This is a genomic window from Sorangium sp. So ce693, from assembly GCF_051521375.1.
GTDB lineage: Bacteria > Myxococcota_A > Polyangia > Polyangiales > Polyangiaceae > Sorangium > Sorangium atrum.
The window spans coordinates 4,101,070-4,117,584 of the sequence record NZ_CP150347.1 but is presented as its reverse complement, the minus strand read 5'-3'; the positions used below and the strand labels follow the sequence as shown (position 1 = coordinate 4,117,584).

The window sequence follows — 16,515 nt, the reverse complement described above, 5'->3', positions numbered from 1 at the left end:
TCGTCGAGAAATGCACCTGCGGAGTCGGAACGTCGTGCTCGCCCTCGCCGAGGGGAGATCGCAGGTGATCGAGGAATTGCGCTATCTGCTTGTGGAGGCGGAGGCCGGCGCGAGCGAGGCGCGGAAGAACCATGTATAGGAGCGGCGCGAGGGAGGCCGGTGGGGGCGCTGCATCTGCCCACGACGGCTCAGGGATGGTGCATACGTAGCGTGACCCGCTCGTCCCGAATCTCCCCGAAGTGCATCGTCGCGCAGCCGTCGTCGCGCGGACGCTCTGGCTGGTGCCGTCGGCCAGCTGCTGCAGGCGGGCACATCGCGCTGGGATCGCGAGGTCCATCCCGGAGGCAACGATCCTCGCTACGACCTCAATGTAACGCCTCTGCTCTCCACGGCGAGCCTTGCATCCGTGGTCCGCGGCGCTGCATCCGTTCGCGCTGCTCTCGCCGCGCTGACTCCGGCTAGAGCGAGGCAGGCGACTGCGGAATCGTGAACGTGCGCTCGGTGATGGTCGGCGGCGCCATGCCTGCGGGCTGAGCATCCCCATCCGTGAAATTCTGCTGCACGGGGGCCGTGTCCGCGTCCCCCGTGAAGCGGAGCTTCTCGATTCTACCTGCCGCAGGACCATCGATCAATAGGCTCTGCCGCGCATTGCCGCTCAGGGTCAGTTCTTCGAGTATCACCTCCGAGCCGCCGAGCCAGTCGACGCCGTCGCCCACGTAGTCGACCGACGGCTCATTCATCCCGTCAAAGACAGGCAGCCGCTCGCGCGCGGTCTCCGTGATCGCGGACCTGCACAGGATGATGCTCCTCGACTGGCCCGTGATACCGATGCCCACGCCGATGTTGCCGTCCAGCTTCCCGTTGTGCAGCGTAACGCAACCCGCGCCGCCGCCCCTACAGACGTTCTGGATCCACAGCCCCCGCGTGTTGCGGCTGATCTCGATGGAGTCTTCCTCCCCCTCATCCCCCAGCGCTGCCGTCGATCGGTCGACGAGGATGCCAAAGGACTCGCTGTCGAGCACCCGCACCTTCCTTGCGCTTGAAACGCTCGAGCACTCCGCCGCCGAGATGCCGCCTCCAAAGTAGCCCGTCTCGAAGGCGTCGCCAACCTTTGTGTCGTTCACGTCCACGCTATCCAGGCTGGCGGTGGCGCCCCGCAGCGAGACGCCGATGATGTGGTTGCTACGGATGATACTGCTCCTCACCTCCAGCACAGGACGGTTCGCGCAGGTGCAGTTCGAATCGCAGTCATCCTCCGGGATCCCCTCGATCACGATCCCGCCGCGCTGGGCGCCCGAGACGACGCTCTGCTGCAGGGTCACGTTGGCATTCTCGGCGAAGACGCCAATGTATCCAGAGTCGGAGATTTCCGAGTCCACAATCGTGACGCTGGAGCCCGGATAGAGCTCGACGCCAGCGCGCTCATCGTATCCCCTCTCCCCGACGACGCGGACTGACTCGATACGCACGCCCTTCGCCCCCTGTACGCTCACGCCCTCTCGGCCGACCTTGAGCCCGCGCACCACAGCTCCCTCGCCCGCCGCGAGCACGATCCCCTCAACCTGCACCGCGGCCGCCGAGCGCCCGAGGAGGCTCACGCCGCCGGGGACGCGGACCACGCCGTACCGGCCCGAGCGGAGCGCGATGCAGGTCCCGGGTGAGGCTCCTTGAGCCGCGGACGTGAGCTCATCACCGCTCGTGACGTCGACCACCTCGGCGCACTCGGGCCCCTCGGGGCAGCTCTCGCCGACACAGAGATCCCCTGCCGGAACACCGACGCAGACACCCCGGACCTGGTTCTCCTCGGGGCATGTCGCGGGGGTGAGCTCATCGCTGCCGCATCCGGCGACGGTTGCGCACGCGGCACCGCCCACGAACACCACCGACAAACAGGTCCAGAACCGATTCGACATGATTTTTCCTCCAGAATTCGCCGCAAACCCTAGCTTGCCGACACGCAGCGCGGACATGCAAAAATGGGCGCACCGATGAACCGCTGCCCGTCGACGCAGTGCGACGTCGTTCAGCGTGGATTTCGCGCCCAGAAATCCGATCCGGGGCGTGAGAAATCCGGCGCTGTAAAAGGAACGCCTTGAAAGAAAGGCTCGGCGTGGCGACCCGTCCGGGTTGCTATGACCAAACGAAGGCACACGCCGAGCACCTCCAAGGTGCGCCGGCGCGAACTCGGGTTCAAGAGGAAAGGCGACGGGCGGCACCAGGAGCGAATCCGGCGGCCAAACCCTGCCATGATTCACATCGCGCCTACGGAGAAGAATCTGACGGGCATCGCAGGGCTTGCCCCATTCGGCGCCTTCATCCGGGAGCTTGGCGTCGACGCGGCCTTGAGCCGCAGGTTCTTCCGGCTGAAGTCGGGTCGCTCGGTTATCTACCCGATGGCCGCGCAGATGCGCCTGCTGATGGACGGCGCGCTCGCCGGCGAGGAGCGCGTCTTCGGCATCGAGGCGCTCGCCGTCGATCCGCTCTTCGTACGCCTCGCCGGCGGGGTCGTCCCGAGCATCGACACCGTCTACCGGGACCTGTGCCGCTTCGACGACGATGCGCTCGAGGCGCTGCACAGCATGGTCGTCGATCACGGGCTTGCCCTGGTTGCTCGCCGAAAGCACCGATTCGTGCATATCGACGTCGACACCACCGTGGAGCCGCTCTTCGGAATGCAGGAGGGGGCGCGGCCGGGCCCGAACCCGCGCTACCACGGCCGGCCGAGCTATCATCCGATCCTGGCGCGGATCGCCGAGGTTGACGCCATCGTCGGGGCCAAGCTGCGACCGGGCGACACGAGCTTCGGCGAAGCCGATGTGCCCTTCGTCGAGAAGTGCATTGATCGCGCGCGCGCCGCAGCTCCGAGTGCAGCCATCTACGTACGGATCGATGGCGCTGGGGATTGCAGCGCCTTGATGCACGCCGTTGCTGCGAAGGGATGCTTTTTCCTGACCAAGGCGCGGATGAGCCCCGATCTGGTGGGCAGGATCGCGTACGCCACCGGATGGCGGACCATCGACCGAGATGCCGACGGTCGTCCTCGACGGCAGGTGACCGAGGTGCTCTTCCGGCGCCGCGATTGGCCCGATGGGGTCCGCGTCATCGCCGTACGCACACGCGACCGGGAGAATGGCAAGCAGATCAACCTTTGGGAGGGGCTCGACTACACGGTGCAGGTCTTTTTGACCAACGAGCCGGTCGAAGCGCCGGAAGACGTCGCGGCGCGGTATGACCTGCGCGCGGGCATCGAGCCGCTCATTGGCGAGCTCAAGCACGGGTGGGGATGCGGTCGCGTGCCGAGCCACTGCTTCAACGCCAATCATGCCGCGCTGCTGCTGAAGCTGCTGACGGCCAACCTGATGCGCCGCTATGTGCTGGAGCACGTTCCGCACCTGGCGAGCTGGCGAACGCCGTGGCTGCGCCGCGCGCTGATCCTCGTTCCGGGAAGGTTGGCCCGGTCGGGTCGGGGCACGACCCTGCACGTGCCGACGTGCTCGCAGCTCGCCCGCTGGCTCAATTGAAAATGAAACCAGCCGAAATGATCGTGGGGGGTAAGGGGGGCGTGCGCCTTCGTGACGCTCTGGGCGTCAGCCAATTGTAGTTTAAACCGCACGCGCTTGGCCGAGCGCCGCTCGCACGGCGCCTTCGGCTCGCTCGTGCCCCCCTGGGCGCGAAATCCACGTTCAGAGGCGACCGCGACCTCGCGCTCCTCGAATTTCACCGGATCGGACGCCCGCCCGCACGGCGTCCCGCGTTGAGATCGAGAGCTGCCCGGACCGCCCTCGTCATGCTGCCGGCCCGCGGCCGGCCACTCGGCCGGCCAGGCGGCAGGCTTTCGCTCGAGCCGAACCCCGCTCTCGTCGCATCGGTCCCCACGGCGGTCAACCCGACATGGCGGCAGCGTCCTCTCGGACAAAACGCCCTCTTCTCACGGCATCCGGCAGCCGGTACCCTCGCCTGCGATGACGTTGACGGACCCCTTCGGCTGGGTGGGCGCGACGCTCGACGGCCAGTTCGCCATCGAGGCGGTGGTCGGCGAGGGTGGGTTCGGCGTCGTCTACCGCGGCGTGCACCTCGGGCTCGACGTCCCTGTCGCGATCAAGTGCCTCCAGATGCAGCGCAGCATGCCGCCCTCCGGGCAGGACGGCTTCCTCGCGATGCTCCGGGCCGAAGGGAAGCTTCTCCACCAGCTCTCGCGGCAGACAGCCAACATCGTCCAGGCCCTCGATATCGGCGCCTCCACCTCTCCGCGCGGCGTCTGGACACCCTACCTGGTCATGGAGTGGCTCGAGGGAGAGACGCTCGCCGCGGCGCTCTCGACGCGCCACGCCCGAGGGTCCCGGCCCATGGATCTCGACGAGGCGATAACGCTCCTCTCCCCGGCTGCCGAGGCGCTCGCCATCGCCCACGAGAACCGCGTGTCGCATCGGGACCTCAAGCCCGCCAATCTGTTCTGTGTACGCTTTCGCGGCGGCGCCGGGCTCAAGGTCCTTGACTTCGGCATCGCGAAGGTCTTCGAGGAGACAACACCGTTCGCCGCCGCCTGCGCCGGAAATAGCGGTAGCCAGCGCGTGTTCACCCCCATCTACGCGGCCCCGGAGCAGTTTGTCCGGGAGTACGGCGCCACCGGGCCGTGGACCGACGTCTTCGCCATGGCGCTCATCCTCATCGAGGTCGCCTCGGGCCGACGTGTGCTTCGAGGCGAATCCCTCATCGAGCTCTTCACGTCCACGCTCGACGCGTGGCGGCGTCCGGACTTGCTCTCCGGCATCACCCCGGAACACCACGGCGTGGCGTTCGTCCTTCGCCGCGCGCTCACGATCGAGTCAGGCGCCCGCTTTCTCACGATGAGAGAATTCTGGTCGAGCCTGGTAAAGGCACGCTCCGCCCCCCCGGAGATTTCGCTCACCGCGACGGGGCGCGCGCCCGATCAGAACGTCTATCCGGCAGCCACCGCGCCCATGTCTCAGGACCGGCGCGCCTCCAGCCCGCCGAACGCAGCGCAGAGCTCGCTCCCTCCGCCCTCTGCGCCGACGAGCGCCTCGCTCCAACCGTCGGGAGAGAACCGCGTCTGCACCGTCCTGTGCGTCGACCTCTCCAGCCTCGCCGCGCGCTCTTCACACCTCGACGACGAGGAGATCGCCGAGCTCACCGATCGCAGCCGCGACGTGGTCGTCAAGGAGATCGAGCGCACGGGGGGCGTGATCACGCGCTCCGGCGACGAGCGCGTGATCGCCGTCTTCGGCGTGCCGCGTGCGACCGACAACGACGCGGAGCGCGCCGTCGTCGCCGCGCTCCGCACCGCGGCCGTGCGCGTGAGCTCCGCTCCTCGGCGCTCGGCGCCCCCCGCGCCCCTCGCCGCGTCGTTCGGGATCGCGACGGGACGGGTCTTCACGCGAACGAGCGGCGATCCGCAGCGCCCGGAGCTCCTCGTGACCGGAGAGGTCGTGCGGGTCGCCGCCGCGCTGCAGGCGGCCGCGCCCGCCGGGGCCATCGCCGTCGCGCGGGACACGTACCGGCAGATAGCGGGCCGGTTCAACGTGGTGCCGCTCGCCCCCATCGACCTCCCTGGCCGGCGCGAGCCGCTCTCCTGCTACCGCGTCACGGGCGCGCTCAACGGCCATGTCGCGTTCGCCCGGACCGACTTCCTCGGCCTCGCGACGCGGGTCGTGGGGCGCGGCGCCGAGACCCAACGGATGCTCGACGCGCTCGAGACCGTGCTCTCCGAGGGCCGGGCCCAGCTCCTGTCGCTCGTCGGTCCGCCCGGCGCCGGGCGGAGCCGGCTGCTCGCCGAGCTCTTCGCGCACCTCGCGGCCGGGCCCAGCAAGGTCCTCGTGCTGACCGCGCAGTGCTCGCCGCTCACCACCGACGTCACCTACGGCCTCGCCGCCGCGCTCCTCCGCCAGCGCTTCCGGATCCGCCCGCGCGACGGCCAGCGCGGGATCCGCCGGAAGCTGCGCTTCGGCCTGCGCTGGCTCCACGCGCGCCGCGCCGCTGACGCGCCGCCCACGGACGACGATCGCTGGATGGGCTACGCGACCGGCGAGGAGCTCGATGCCGCGGACATCGACGCGGCGCTGCTCCAGATCGAGGCGCTCCTCGGCGGGACGGCTGGGACGGGCGCCACCTGCGACTCGCTCGGGCCCGAAGAGGCCGGGGCGCTCGTGAAGCAGCGGATCGTCGCCGCCTTGATGCGCCTCGCCCGCCTCGCCGCTCGGCAGCTCCCGATCGTGGTGCTCTGCGACGACCTCCAGTGGGCCGACGACGCCAGCCTCGATCTGCTGGAGAGCCTCGTCGAGGGCATGGCGGACCTGCCGCTGCTGCTCGTGTGCAGCGCGCGGACCGAGCTGATCGAGCGCCGCTCCGGCTTCGGCGTCGACGCCGAGGCGCACCACCGCCAGGAGGTCGCGCCGCTCGCGCGCCGTCACATCGAGGACATGATCAAGGACCGCCTACGCCGCGTGCCGGGTCTGTCCGCCGACGTCGTGCGGACGCTCGCCGACCGCGCCGAGGGGAGCCCCCTCGTCGTCGAGGAGCTGCTCCACCTGCTCGTCGATGCGGGCGCGATCGAGGCGCGAGGGCGGGAGGCGTGGGTGCTCCACGAGGAGCGGCTCGGCGCGCTGCGGCTGCCCACGACGATCCAGGGGATCGTGCAGACACGGCTGGACCGGCTCGAGCCCAAGGTCCGCGAGGTGCTCATGCACGCAGCCGTCGTCGGGCGGACGTTCTGGCAAGGGGCCGTCGAGCACCTGCAGCAGGCGGGCACGACGGTCGACACGGGCATCCCGGTGGAAGCAGCGCTCGGACAGCTCCGGCAACGGCGGCTCATCCGCACACGCGAGCCGTCCACGCTGCAGGGCGAGCGCGAGATGGCCTTCGCCGACGCGGCGACCCACGAGGTGGCGTACGAGATGCTGAGCGCGAAGATCCGCCGCGCGCTGCACCTCGAGGCGGCCGCCTGGCTCGATCGGCAGGGGGAGACAGGGGTCGCCGTGGCGCTCCTGGCCGCGCAGTACGACCGGGCGGGCGACGCGGCGCGCGCGGCCTCGGCGTACGCGCGGGCGGCGGTGCGGGCCATGTCCTTCGGCGAAAACGCGGAGGCGATCCGCCATCTCGAGCGGGCGCGCGCCCTGCAAGACCAGGACGAGGAGGCCAGCGGCGGCGACGACGAGCAGGAGCAGCGCAGCGCCGCCGCCCGGGAGCGCCTTCGCGTGCGCTTCGACCTCGGCGATGCGCTCCGCCGTGTCGGCCGGCTCGACGACGCCGAGCGCGAGTACGAGGAAGCGCGAGCGCTGATCCGCGGCGGGGAGCGCCGCGGGAGCGCGAGGGAAGCTCGGCCCGAGGCGCTCAGCTGGGACGCGCGCATCGACGCGCGGCTCGCGCTGATAGCCAAGGTGCGCGGCGCGCTGCCGGAGGCCCGGGCGCTCGCCGAGCGGGCGATCGCCCGGGCCACGGAGGCGGGGGAGCTCCGCGAGACGCTGGCGATGTACGCGCTGCTCACGTTCCTGCATCGCCGCGAAGGGCGGCGCGAAGCGAGCTGGCAGGCCGCTCGGACCGGGCTCCGGATCTGCCGGACCCTGCGCCGGAACGACGAGCGCTGGCGGGAGGACGTCGCATCGACCCTGCTCGGCGTGGCGCTCGCGCTGGCGGCGCGTGGTCGGACGGTCAGCGCGGAGCGGACCTACCGCCAGGTCACCCGCGCGGTCTCGGACTCCTCCCATCCTCACCTCATCAGCCTGGCCCTGAACGGCGTCGCGGGGATGCGCCTCCGCATGGGTGATCTCCCGGGGGCGCGCGAGACGTTCCTGCGCGCGATCCGCCTCAAGGAGCGCTCGGGTGATCTGCATCAGATCGCGATCGGGTACAGCAACCTGGCCGAGACCGAGCTCGCCATGAAGGAGCTCGCCGCGGCGCGAGATCACGCTCGGCGGGCGGTGCGGATCGGGGAGCAGAGCCGCGCCGGCTCGGACCTGGCGAAGATGTACCGGAACCTGGCTGAAGCGGAGCTCGGAACGGGAGATCTCGGCGCGGCGCTCGCGGCGGGCCAGAAGGCGCTCGCGATCGCAGAGACGCGCGGGCAGGTCTACCTCGGCGACGTCGCGGGGACGCTGGCGCGGACGATCGCGCAGGCGGCGCCGTCTGCAGACGAGGCGCTGCGCGCGGCCGCTCTGGGTGCGACGGCGGTGCTCGACGCATCGCTCGGAGCGCACTTTCGCGATGGAGAGCTGCACCAGAGGGCCGAGGCGTGCCGCGCGCTGCTCGCCAGCGCCTGGGGCCTGCGTCAGCAACGGTGAGCGGCACAGGGGGTTCTGCGCTCAGCCGCATCTCGGCGAGCAGATTGCGCATGATGCCGTCGATGATCTGCGGCGCCTCGTCTACACCGAGCGCGTGGTGCTCGAGGCGATGCGCCTGTACCCGCCGGCGTGGAGCATCGGGCGCGAGGCGATAAGGCGCCGGCCTCGGCGACGGCCTGGTGGTCCGCCGCGGCGAGCAGGTGTGGATCCTCCAGTGGGCGTCGCACCGCGACGCGCGCCACTTCCCGCGCCCGCCGGCGTTCGAGCCCGGGCGGTGGGAGAACGACCTGCAGCGCCGGCTGCCGCGCTGCGCGTATTTCCCGTTCGGCGGCGGGCCGCGGCTGTGCATCGGCAACAACTTCGCGATGATGGAGGCGGTGCTCGACAAGTGGACGTATTTCTTCCGTACGGCGCCGAGCCTGGAGCGGGTGCCGCCGGAGCTGCCGGAGGAGCCGTTCGCGGAGGCGCTGGAGGTGGCGCGGGTCGCGAACCTGACCGAAGACGAGTCGAGCGAATACGAGCGCGAGAAGATGACCGGGCAGGGCTTCCGCGGCGGCCTGTCGCTCGCCGAGCAGCGCGGCGCGCTGCTGCTCCGGGAGGCGATCCGGGATCTCTGCGAGCTCCTCGGCATCCCGCTGCCCCCTGAGCGCGCGGCGGAGCTGGAGGAGATGCCGCTCGCAGACCTGGATGCGCTACGCCAGCACATCGAGCAGGCACGTGGCTGGCCCGCTGTCTGACGGCGCGGCCGATCCTATCGCGCCCGCAGCCGCCCTGTCGCCGCCATGGCCGACCCACGCACTTCCTGCTCGGTGATGCTCGCCGGGAGCCTCCGCTCATCGCCCGCGGTCGCGCAGCACCCCGCGCCGCCGGTCGAGCGGCGCGGGGTGCCAGCGCTCCTCACTGCTTACTAACAGGTATAATAAAAGCAAACCGTGGAGTTATAGACGCATTGGGTGACGCACGTGCCGTTGATGCACAGGGTCGTGCAGTCGTAGACGGCGTAGCAGGTCCTACACGTCGCGCTCGGGGCGCGCTCGCTCGGATCACCTTCGGGGTCGCCGACGGTCAGGACGCCCTCCGGGAGCTCGCCAGTCCCATTGACCGTCTGCTGGGCCATCTCGGTGAGGAACGCAGTGACCGCCTCCTCGCCGTGGAGACCTTTGAACCCCGCATCGAGGAGGTGCGCGCGGAGTCCGACCGTCGCCTGCGCCTGCACGGTCGTCGTCTCACCGTCGAACTCGACGCCCACCTCGTAGATGGGCGCTTGCTCGGCGGCCTCGATCACCGACGTCGGCACATCGTCGTTGCCGGCCAGCAGATCGCCGGCCGGCTCATCCGGTGCGGCGCAGCCCAGGGCGGCGGTCGCAGAGACGAAGAAAGCCATCACGAACCACGTAAGCTTGTTCCTCTTCATGAATGCTCCTGATCGATGGTTGAGCGCCTCGTGAACACATGTCCCGGAGGCGGTGCCGATATGAAATGAGTGCCCGCGCCTCATGATTGCGGTGCAAACGGCAAACTCCCTGCTGTCGGGCTACCGCGCCGCGAGCCTCTCGCCGTCGCCGAGCCTTCCAGCCATCATCTGCCGCGTCCGAGCATCAGCAATCGCTGTTCCATGATGTCGCTCGGGCGCGTCGAACACCAGATTCGGCGCAAAATCGTGCGAACACAGGGCGCTCAGAAGCTTCGTTGCTAGGTTCGTGCGCTGATGGCTTTGCGTTGGCGGTTGTGCTGATCCGCAAGCGCTTGCGCTGGTGCGCAAGCATGTGGTTTGGTGAGCGGCCTTGGTGCTGGCGCGCCGAGATGCAATGGACCTCATGCTGAGCGACGCCCGGCCGCCGGGAGCTGCACGACCATCCGGGGTCACCTATGCGGCTACCTGCCAACCTGTAGCTTCGCCGAGGGAGGCGCCGCGACGGCGAGGCTCAGGGCACGGCCATCTCGAACGCCACCGCGTAGTTCGGCTGCGCGGTCCCCGTCATCGATCCGACGAAGGGATCGGAGTCGCGCAGCTGGCCCGAGCGCCACGTCCGGCCGGAGAACGCCGTGCCGTCGCTGGTCATGGCGTAGCCGACCCAGACGCCCGTCGCGGGGAGATCGTTGCCGACCGTGATGCGCACGGTGTCGCCCGAGATCGCGACGGAGCTGATCGGGATCCTTGTGCTCGCCGTGCGGACCTCGAAGCCGCGTCCCTGCGCCCACTCGGTGAGCGCGCTCTGGTGCGGCGCCGGGAGCGAGCTGTCCCAGGCGAGCGGCGGCACGGGCACGTGGAAGTGCACCGTGATGACGCGACCGCTGCGCTCGACCCGCGTCGGCTGGAGCGGCTGCCAGTCGCGGCCCTGCACGACCTTCTCGCTATAGATCTGCCCGAGCTTCTCGCCGAGCCGCTCGTACCCGATCGCGGTCATGTGGATGTTGTCGCTCGCGTACGGGTACTGGTACTTCGGCCCGGAGCAGAGGATGTCGCCGGGGCGGTCGATCCCGGCCTGCCACTGCGCGAGCGTTGCCGCCGACCGCTGGTTCGAGCCGCTCGGATAGGCGTGCTGCTGCGACACGAACATCGGGATCGACCGGGTCTGCCCGGTCAACGGCTTGAGATCGGCGTTGTAGTCCGACCAGAGCTTGATGAGGTCGTTCTTGTAGCTGGAGCTGCCGGCGTCCGACTCGCCGTGGGTGAGGACGATCGCGCCGACGCCGTACGTCTTGCCCGCCGCGCCGGCGAGGCGGGCGATCGCAGCGGCCTCGAACAGCGACGCCGCGTAGGCCCGACCCGTCGAGCCGGTGTCGGTGGCGCCCTTCCGGATGACCGACATGGCCTGTCCGCTCTCGCCGACGACCGTGTGAACGCTGATGTAATCGCCGCCCGTCGCCGCCTGCACGAGCGCCGTGATCTGGTCCCCCATGGCCGTATGCGGCGACTCGCCATAGATGTTGCGCGGATAGGCGCTCGGGTAGCCCGTGGCCAGCGCGCGGATGGGCTCGACCAGCGGCACCATCGAGAGCGAGCCGTTCTTCGGATCGAAGGGCGGCACCGAGGCGTTGCCCAGCGAGAGCTTGAGGTTGTGACGGCGCTGGGTGGTCGCCCTGGCCGGCGAGGCCTGCGCCCCGACCGACAGGCTCTGACCGGTCCCGATGATGCCGGCCCAGTCCCAGCCAGGGCCCGCGCCTCCGCCGCCGCCTGAACCGCCGTTGCCGCCCGAGCCGCCGCTGCCACCTGCGCCTCCGCTGCCGCCTGCGCCGCCTCCACCAGAGCTGGCCGAGGTGCTGCTGCTGGAGCTACTCGAAGCGCTGCTGCTCGAGCTGCTAGAAGCGCTGCTGGAGCTGCTCGAAGCGCTGCTGCTGGAGCTCACCGACGTCGAGCCGCCGTTCCCGTTGCCGTTGACCGCCGTGATCGAGGGCTTCCCCGTGCCGTTCGCGCAGAACCCCCAGGTCGTCGATGCTCCCGCTCCCAGCGAGCCGTTGTAGCTCTCGTTGGTCGCGTTCAGCGTCCCGTTCGACTGCGTGATCCGCGCGTTCCACGAGTTGGCCAGCGTCGCGCCGCTGAGCCCGATCGCCACTCCCCACGACGTGCTCGCCTTCGAGCTCGCGTTCTTCACGGTCACGTTGGCGCAGTACCCCGTCGGCCACTGCGACTGGTACGACAGCTCCGCCGACATCGTCCCGTCCGAGCTGAGCAGCTCGCCCTCCAGCGACAGGATCTCTTCGTCGTCGGAAGACGCGCCGATGCAGGCGGCCAGGCAGCAAGCGATCGAGACTGAGCCCCAGCTCAGCAAGCTAGCAAAGCGCATAAAATTTCTCCTGAAAGCGGCCGAGCGGGCCGCAAGCAAACTCCATGAGATGCCACGTTGGACCCGCGGAGGACACAGAGCTCCTTCGCGGGGAGGCGGGTGAACTCCCCTACCATGCCGGAGCGATGAAACCGCCAAGACGCCAAAAGACGCCAAGATTCTTAAGATTTTTGTTCGCGTCTTTTGGCGTCTTGGCGGTTCAACATCCCCACCTTCGGCCAAAGCCCCCGCCACCCCTGCGCGCTCTCGTCCGTGCCCTCTGTGCCTCGTCGATTCCTTCTCTCACGAGGCCAGGAGCGAGCTGCAGCCGCTCGGCGACAGAGCGCTCCGCGGCTGACTCGGGTCCGGGTTGCTCGGGCCGCGTCGCGGCGGGAGGGGGCCCGCCGGGCGCGGGCCCGCTTCGTCACGGCGACAGCGTCACGGACTTCGCGTCGAGCGCCACTTCGTAGTAGCCGTGCGGATCCCAGCTCAGCGGAACGCCGTTCTGCTTGAGCGTGCCGCCGTTGACCGTCACGCGCAGGTACCTGCCCGGCGGGAAGTGGTCGGGCAGCTGCCACGTGTAGGTCGTCGCGCCGCCGGACGTCGACGAGGTGGCGGAGGAGACCGCCTTCTGGCCGCGCCAGTAAGCGCCGACGTTGACCACGCTGTCGAGCCACATGTCGCCGAGCGCCTTGGAGTGCTTGACGTGATCGACGAAGGCCTGGAGCTGTACGGGCTGATAGGCGCCATCGGAGCCGCCGGTGAAGCCGTGCACCAGGACGGTGCGCCACTTCTTGGCGTCCCGCGCGCTCGTGACCTGCTGATCCAGCGTCGCCGTGGAGGCGCCGGTCGGCGGGATGTAGCAGGGCAGCGTGAACGGATCGGTCGAGTCGTTCGGGCCGATGAGGTTGTTGGCCACGCCGCGGTTGATGAGGAAGCGCGTCCTGGCGATGCTCGAGTACACGGACGCGCCGTTCGGAGCCGCCATCGTCCACACCTTGGTGCCGAACCTGCTCTCGATGAACTGCGTCGCGGCGTCCGTATCGGCGCCGCTGTCGTTGCTCGAATGGCTCTTCGTGTGGTTGCCGAGCTCGTGCCCGTCGTTCAGCGCCCTTTGCCACACCGAATTCGTCGATTCGGTCTTGCCGGTCTGGAGGTAGAAGGTGAACGGAACGTCGAGCGCGTTCAGCGTGTCGTAGTTCTGGATCTGGCTCGAGTTCGAGTCGTCGAACGTATACGACACGGCGCCCGTGAAGCCGGCCCAGTTGATGACCCTGAACCCGCCGGCCGCGCCCGACGGCTTCGCCACGTTGCTGGGGCCTGGGGGTGTCGGAAGGCCGGAATTGACCACCGGGCCTCCACCGCTCCCGCCCGAGCCGCCGCTCCCGCCCGCGCCGCCGCTGCCCCCTGCGCCAGAGCTGGCCGAGGTGCTGCTGCTGGAGCTGCTCGAAGCGCTGCTGGAGCTGCTCGAAGCGCTGCTGCTCGAGCTCACCGACGTGGAGCCGCCGTTCCCGTTGCCGTTGACCGACGTGATCGAGGGCTTCCCCGTGCCGTTCGCGCAGAACCCCCAGGTCGTCGACGCTCCTGCTCCCAGCGAGCCGTTGTAGCTCTCGTTGGTCGCGTTCAGCGTCCCGTTCGATTGTGTGATCCGCGCGTTCCACGAGTTGGCCAGCGTCGCGCCGTTGAGCCCGATCGCCACTCCCCACGAGGTGCTCGCCTTCGAGCTCGCGTTCTTCACGGTCACGTTGGCGCAGTACCCCGTCGGCCACTGCGACTGGTACGACAGCTCCGCCGACATCGTCCCGTCCGAGCTGAGCAGCTCGCCCTCCAGCGACAGGATCTCCTCGTCGTCTGGAGACGCAGCGATGCAGGCAGCCAGGCAGCAAGCGATCGAAACCAAGCCGAAGCTCAGCGAGCTAGCAAAGCGCATAAATTTTCTCCTAGGAGCGGCCGGACGGCCGCAAGCAAGTGCCGTAAGATGCCACGCCGACGCGCCGCGCGCAAAGCAGATGACACGGCGCGCTCAACCTATCTTTGTTTCGCAGCCCCCGATTTCCAGATTCCCGACGAGAGACCCTTCGATCACACCACGTACCGAGTCAAGCACAATTGCTCTCTCAAGCAGGCGACGCGTCAATACCATGCTGTGGTTCGATGTAACGAAGAAGCACAGTGCACATCGGAGGCCTTGAAGCCCATCAGTAGCAACAAAACTGTTCATCGACGCGATTCACCAACATCGCGTCTCCCACGCTCATCCAGGTTCCTTCGAGAGAAACTATTTGAACCATGGGTGCACAGAGCACGCGGGTGCACCTCTCTGTGCCCTCACGGCCTCTGTGGCTCGTGCTCGAAATCAGGGCCGCGCTCGAGCGACGCGGTAACAGAGCGCCTCTCAGCTGAATCGCCTCATCGCCCAGGCTCACCCCATGCCATCCCACATCCCGTAGGCCCCCGTGGCGTGTGGTCGTCGCGCGCGGTACGGACGGGCTGATGTTTGAGCCCAAATGACGTCCTGTGTCCGGCGTGCGCAGCACGTCGGGCACAGGACGTCCCAGGCGAGTTCAGCCCGTCCGTGCCGCGCGCGACGACCACACGCCACGCCGGGCGGTTCGCCGAGGCCTCCCGCGCCACCGGGGCCGAGCCCCTACCAGCTCTGCGTGGACGATGCTCGGCGCTTAGGAGCTGAAATGGCAGGTATATGACGGAGACAAGGTGAGCGCGGAAATTCGAGGAGGAGCCTCAGCTCTACAGGCTCATCCGCGTCGTTCGGCTCGCGGCGGCGTACCTTCGTATGCCTCGCTCCGGAGCCTGACGGCTGAGCCCGTATCTCACGGATCTGCAAGGAGCGGGAGGCGGCGGACGGTGCGCGAGCGGCGCTCCGTCCGCCGGGAGATCGCGGTCAAGCCGCGCGATCGAGCTCGTCCCAGAGGCGCACGTCGCTGCGCTCTTTCAGGAAGATCCCGCCGACGACCACGGTGATGAGCGCCACCGCGATCGGATAGAGGAGCCCCGCGTAGATGTTGCCCGTCGCGACCGTCACCGACGAGGCGATGAGCGGCAAGAGCCCGCCGAACACGCCGTTGCCGACGTGGTACGGGATCGAGAGCGACGTGTAACGCACCTTCGCGGGGAAGGCCTCGACAAGGTAGGCCGCGATCGGGCCGTAGACCATCGTGACGAACAGCACGAGCACGAACACGAGCGCGGTGAGCACGACCGGGTTGTCCGCGTTCTGCTTCATCGCCCAGAACACGGGGAAGAAGCCGATCGCGCCGCACAGGTTGCCCGCGAGCATGATCTTCTTGCGGCCGATGCGGTCCGAGAGCGCGCCGAAGAACACGAAGAACGGCATGCCGAGGGCAAGCGCGGAGGCGATCACGATGGTGGCCGTGATGAACGGGACCTTCAGCGTGTTCTGCAGGAAGTAGAGGGCATAGAACTGCCCCGTGTACCAGACCACACCCTGGCCGGCCGTGGCGCCGAAGAGGGCGACCAGGATGACCTTCCAGTTGCGCTTGTTGCCGAGGCTGTCCTTGATGGGAGCGGTCGACGTCTTCCCCTCGGCCTTGAGCTTGCTGAAGATCGGCGACTCCTTGAGGCGGGAACGCACGTAGAAGGACACGCCGACGAGGAGGACCGACAGGAGGAACGGGATGCGCCAGCCCCATTCCTTGAAGGCCTCCTCGCCCACGAGGAGGCGGGTGCTGAGGATCACCGCCAGCGAGATGAACAGACCGAGCGTCGCCGTGATCTGGATGAACGAGGTGTAGAAGCCGCGCTTCTCGTCGGGCGCGTGCTCGGCGACGTACACCGCCGCGCCGCCGTACTCGCCGCCGAGCGCGAGGCCCTGAACGAGACGTATCAGGACGAGCGCGATCGGGGCGAGGAGCCCGATCTTGTCGTACGTCGGCAAGAAGCCGATGAGCGCCGTCGCGCCGCCCATGAGCAGCAGCGTCACGAGGAACGCGTACTTCCGACCGACGATATCGCCGATGCGCCCGAACACGAGCGCGCCGAACGGGCGGACGACGAAGCCCGTTGCGAACGTGCCGAGCGTCAAGAGGAAGCTCGCGGTCGGGTTGTCCTTCGGGAAGAAGTGGGTCGAGATGATCGCGGCGAGACTCCCGAAGATATAGAAGTCGTACCACTCGATCATCGTGCCGCCAGCGGACGCGAAGATGACCTTCCAGAGCGTGGAGCTGCTGACAACCTCACGCCCGGCCGCGGGGGCATTGCTCGTGGGGGTCACGGCGAAGGTTTGGGGAGACGTCTGTGCCATGAGAACGGTTCCTCGGAGGAGTTCCAGCGCTTGTCGAGAGGGCCGGAGACGGGCTTACAGGCGCGCCGAGCGGAAAGAGGCAGCCAGAGTGTTGTTCATGACCCGTCCTCCCTCGCACACGAAGGAGGAGGAGGGGCCGGGCAGCGCGTGGGGCGATGCCCCTGTCACCCCC

General features: G+C 68.8%; 9 protein-coding genes. 4 read left to right on the top strand and 5 right to left on the bottom strand.

The genetic code is table 11. The annotated features are described in order from the left end of the window. Positions 1–10: 10 nt before the first annotated feature. Positions 11–139: a hypothetical protein gene (locus WMF14_RS15680; RefSeq protein WP_437801818.1), complete on the top strand. Its 129-nt coding sequence runs from the start codon at positions 11–13 to the stop codon at positions 137–139. Between the two features lie 319 nt (positions 140–458). On the opposite strand, the gene WMF14_RS15675 is transcribed toward WMF14_RS15680, so the two are convergent. Beyond that, positions 459–1,913 (bottom strand): right-handed parallel beta-helix repeat-containing protein, encoded by a 1,455-nt coding sequence (locus WMF14_RS15675; RefSeq protein WP_437804221.1) that lies wholly within the window; start codon positions 1,911–1,913, stop codon positions 459–461. A gap of 219 nt (positions 1,914–2,132) precedes the next feature. On the opposite strand from WMF14_RS15675, the gene WMF14_RS15670 reads away from it, so the two are divergent. The 3 genes from WMF14_RS15670 to WMF14_RS15660 all read left to right on the top strand — a co-directional run bounded on the left by WMF14_RS15670 (position 2,133) and on the right by WMF14_RS15660 (position 9,031). Further along, the gene (locus tag WMF14_RS15670; protein WP_437789980.1) at positions 2,133–3,521 is read left to right on the top strand and encodes an IS1380 family transposase; all 1,389 of its coding nucleotides are present in this window, start codon (positions 2,133–2,135) and stop codon (positions 3,519–3,521) included. 441 nt (positions 3,522–3,962) lie between these two features. Beyond that, positions 3,963–8,294, top strand: a complete 4,332-nt coding sequence (locus WMF14_RS15665) for a protein kinase domain-containing protein (RefSeq protein WP_437801816.1) — start codon at positions 3,963–3,965, stop codon at positions 8,292–8,294. 179 nt (positions 8,295–8,473) lie between these two features. Continuing rightward, the gene (locus WMF14_RS15660) at positions 8,474–9,031 is read left to right on the top strand and encodes a cytochrome P450 (RefSeq protein WP_437801814.1); all 558 of its coding nucleotides are present in this window, start codon (positions 8,474–8,476) and stop codon (positions 9,029–9,031) included. A gap of 170 nt (positions 9,032–9,201) precedes the next feature. Here WMF14_RS15660 and WMF14_RS15655 read toward each other — a convergent pair whose 3' ends face one another. The 4 genes from WMF14_RS15655 to WMF14_RS15640 form a co-directional block, all read right to left on the bottom strand. Further along, positions 9,202–9,708: a hypothetical protein gene (locus WMF14_RS15655; RefSeq protein ID WP_437801812.1), complete on the bottom strand. Its 507-nt coding sequence runs from the start codon at positions 9,706–9,708 to the stop codon at positions 9,202–9,204. A 511-nt stretch (positions 9,709–10,219) separates the two neighbouring features. Next, positions 10,220–12,082 (bottom strand): cellulose binding domain-containing protein, encoded by a 1,863-nt coding sequence (locus tag WMF14_RS15650; RefSeq protein WP_437801810.1) that lies wholly within the window; start codon positions 12,080–12,082, stop codon positions 10,220–10,222. Positions 12,083–12,485: 403 nt separating this feature from the next. After that, on the bottom strand, positions 12,486–13,991 hold the full coding sequence (locus WMF14_RS15645) for a cellulose binding domain-containing protein (RefSeq protein ID WP_437801808.1): 1,506 nt from the start codon (positions 13,989–13,991) through the stop codon (positions 12,486–12,488). Positions 13,992–14,963: 972 nt separating this feature from the next. Continuing rightward, complete coding sequence (locus WMF14_RS15640; RefSeq protein WP_272103787.1) at positions 14,964–16,343, bottom strand: MFS transporter; 1,380 nt, start codon at positions 16,341–16,343, stop codon at positions 14,964–14,966. Between the last annotated feature and the right edge of the window lie 172 nt (positions 16,344–16,515).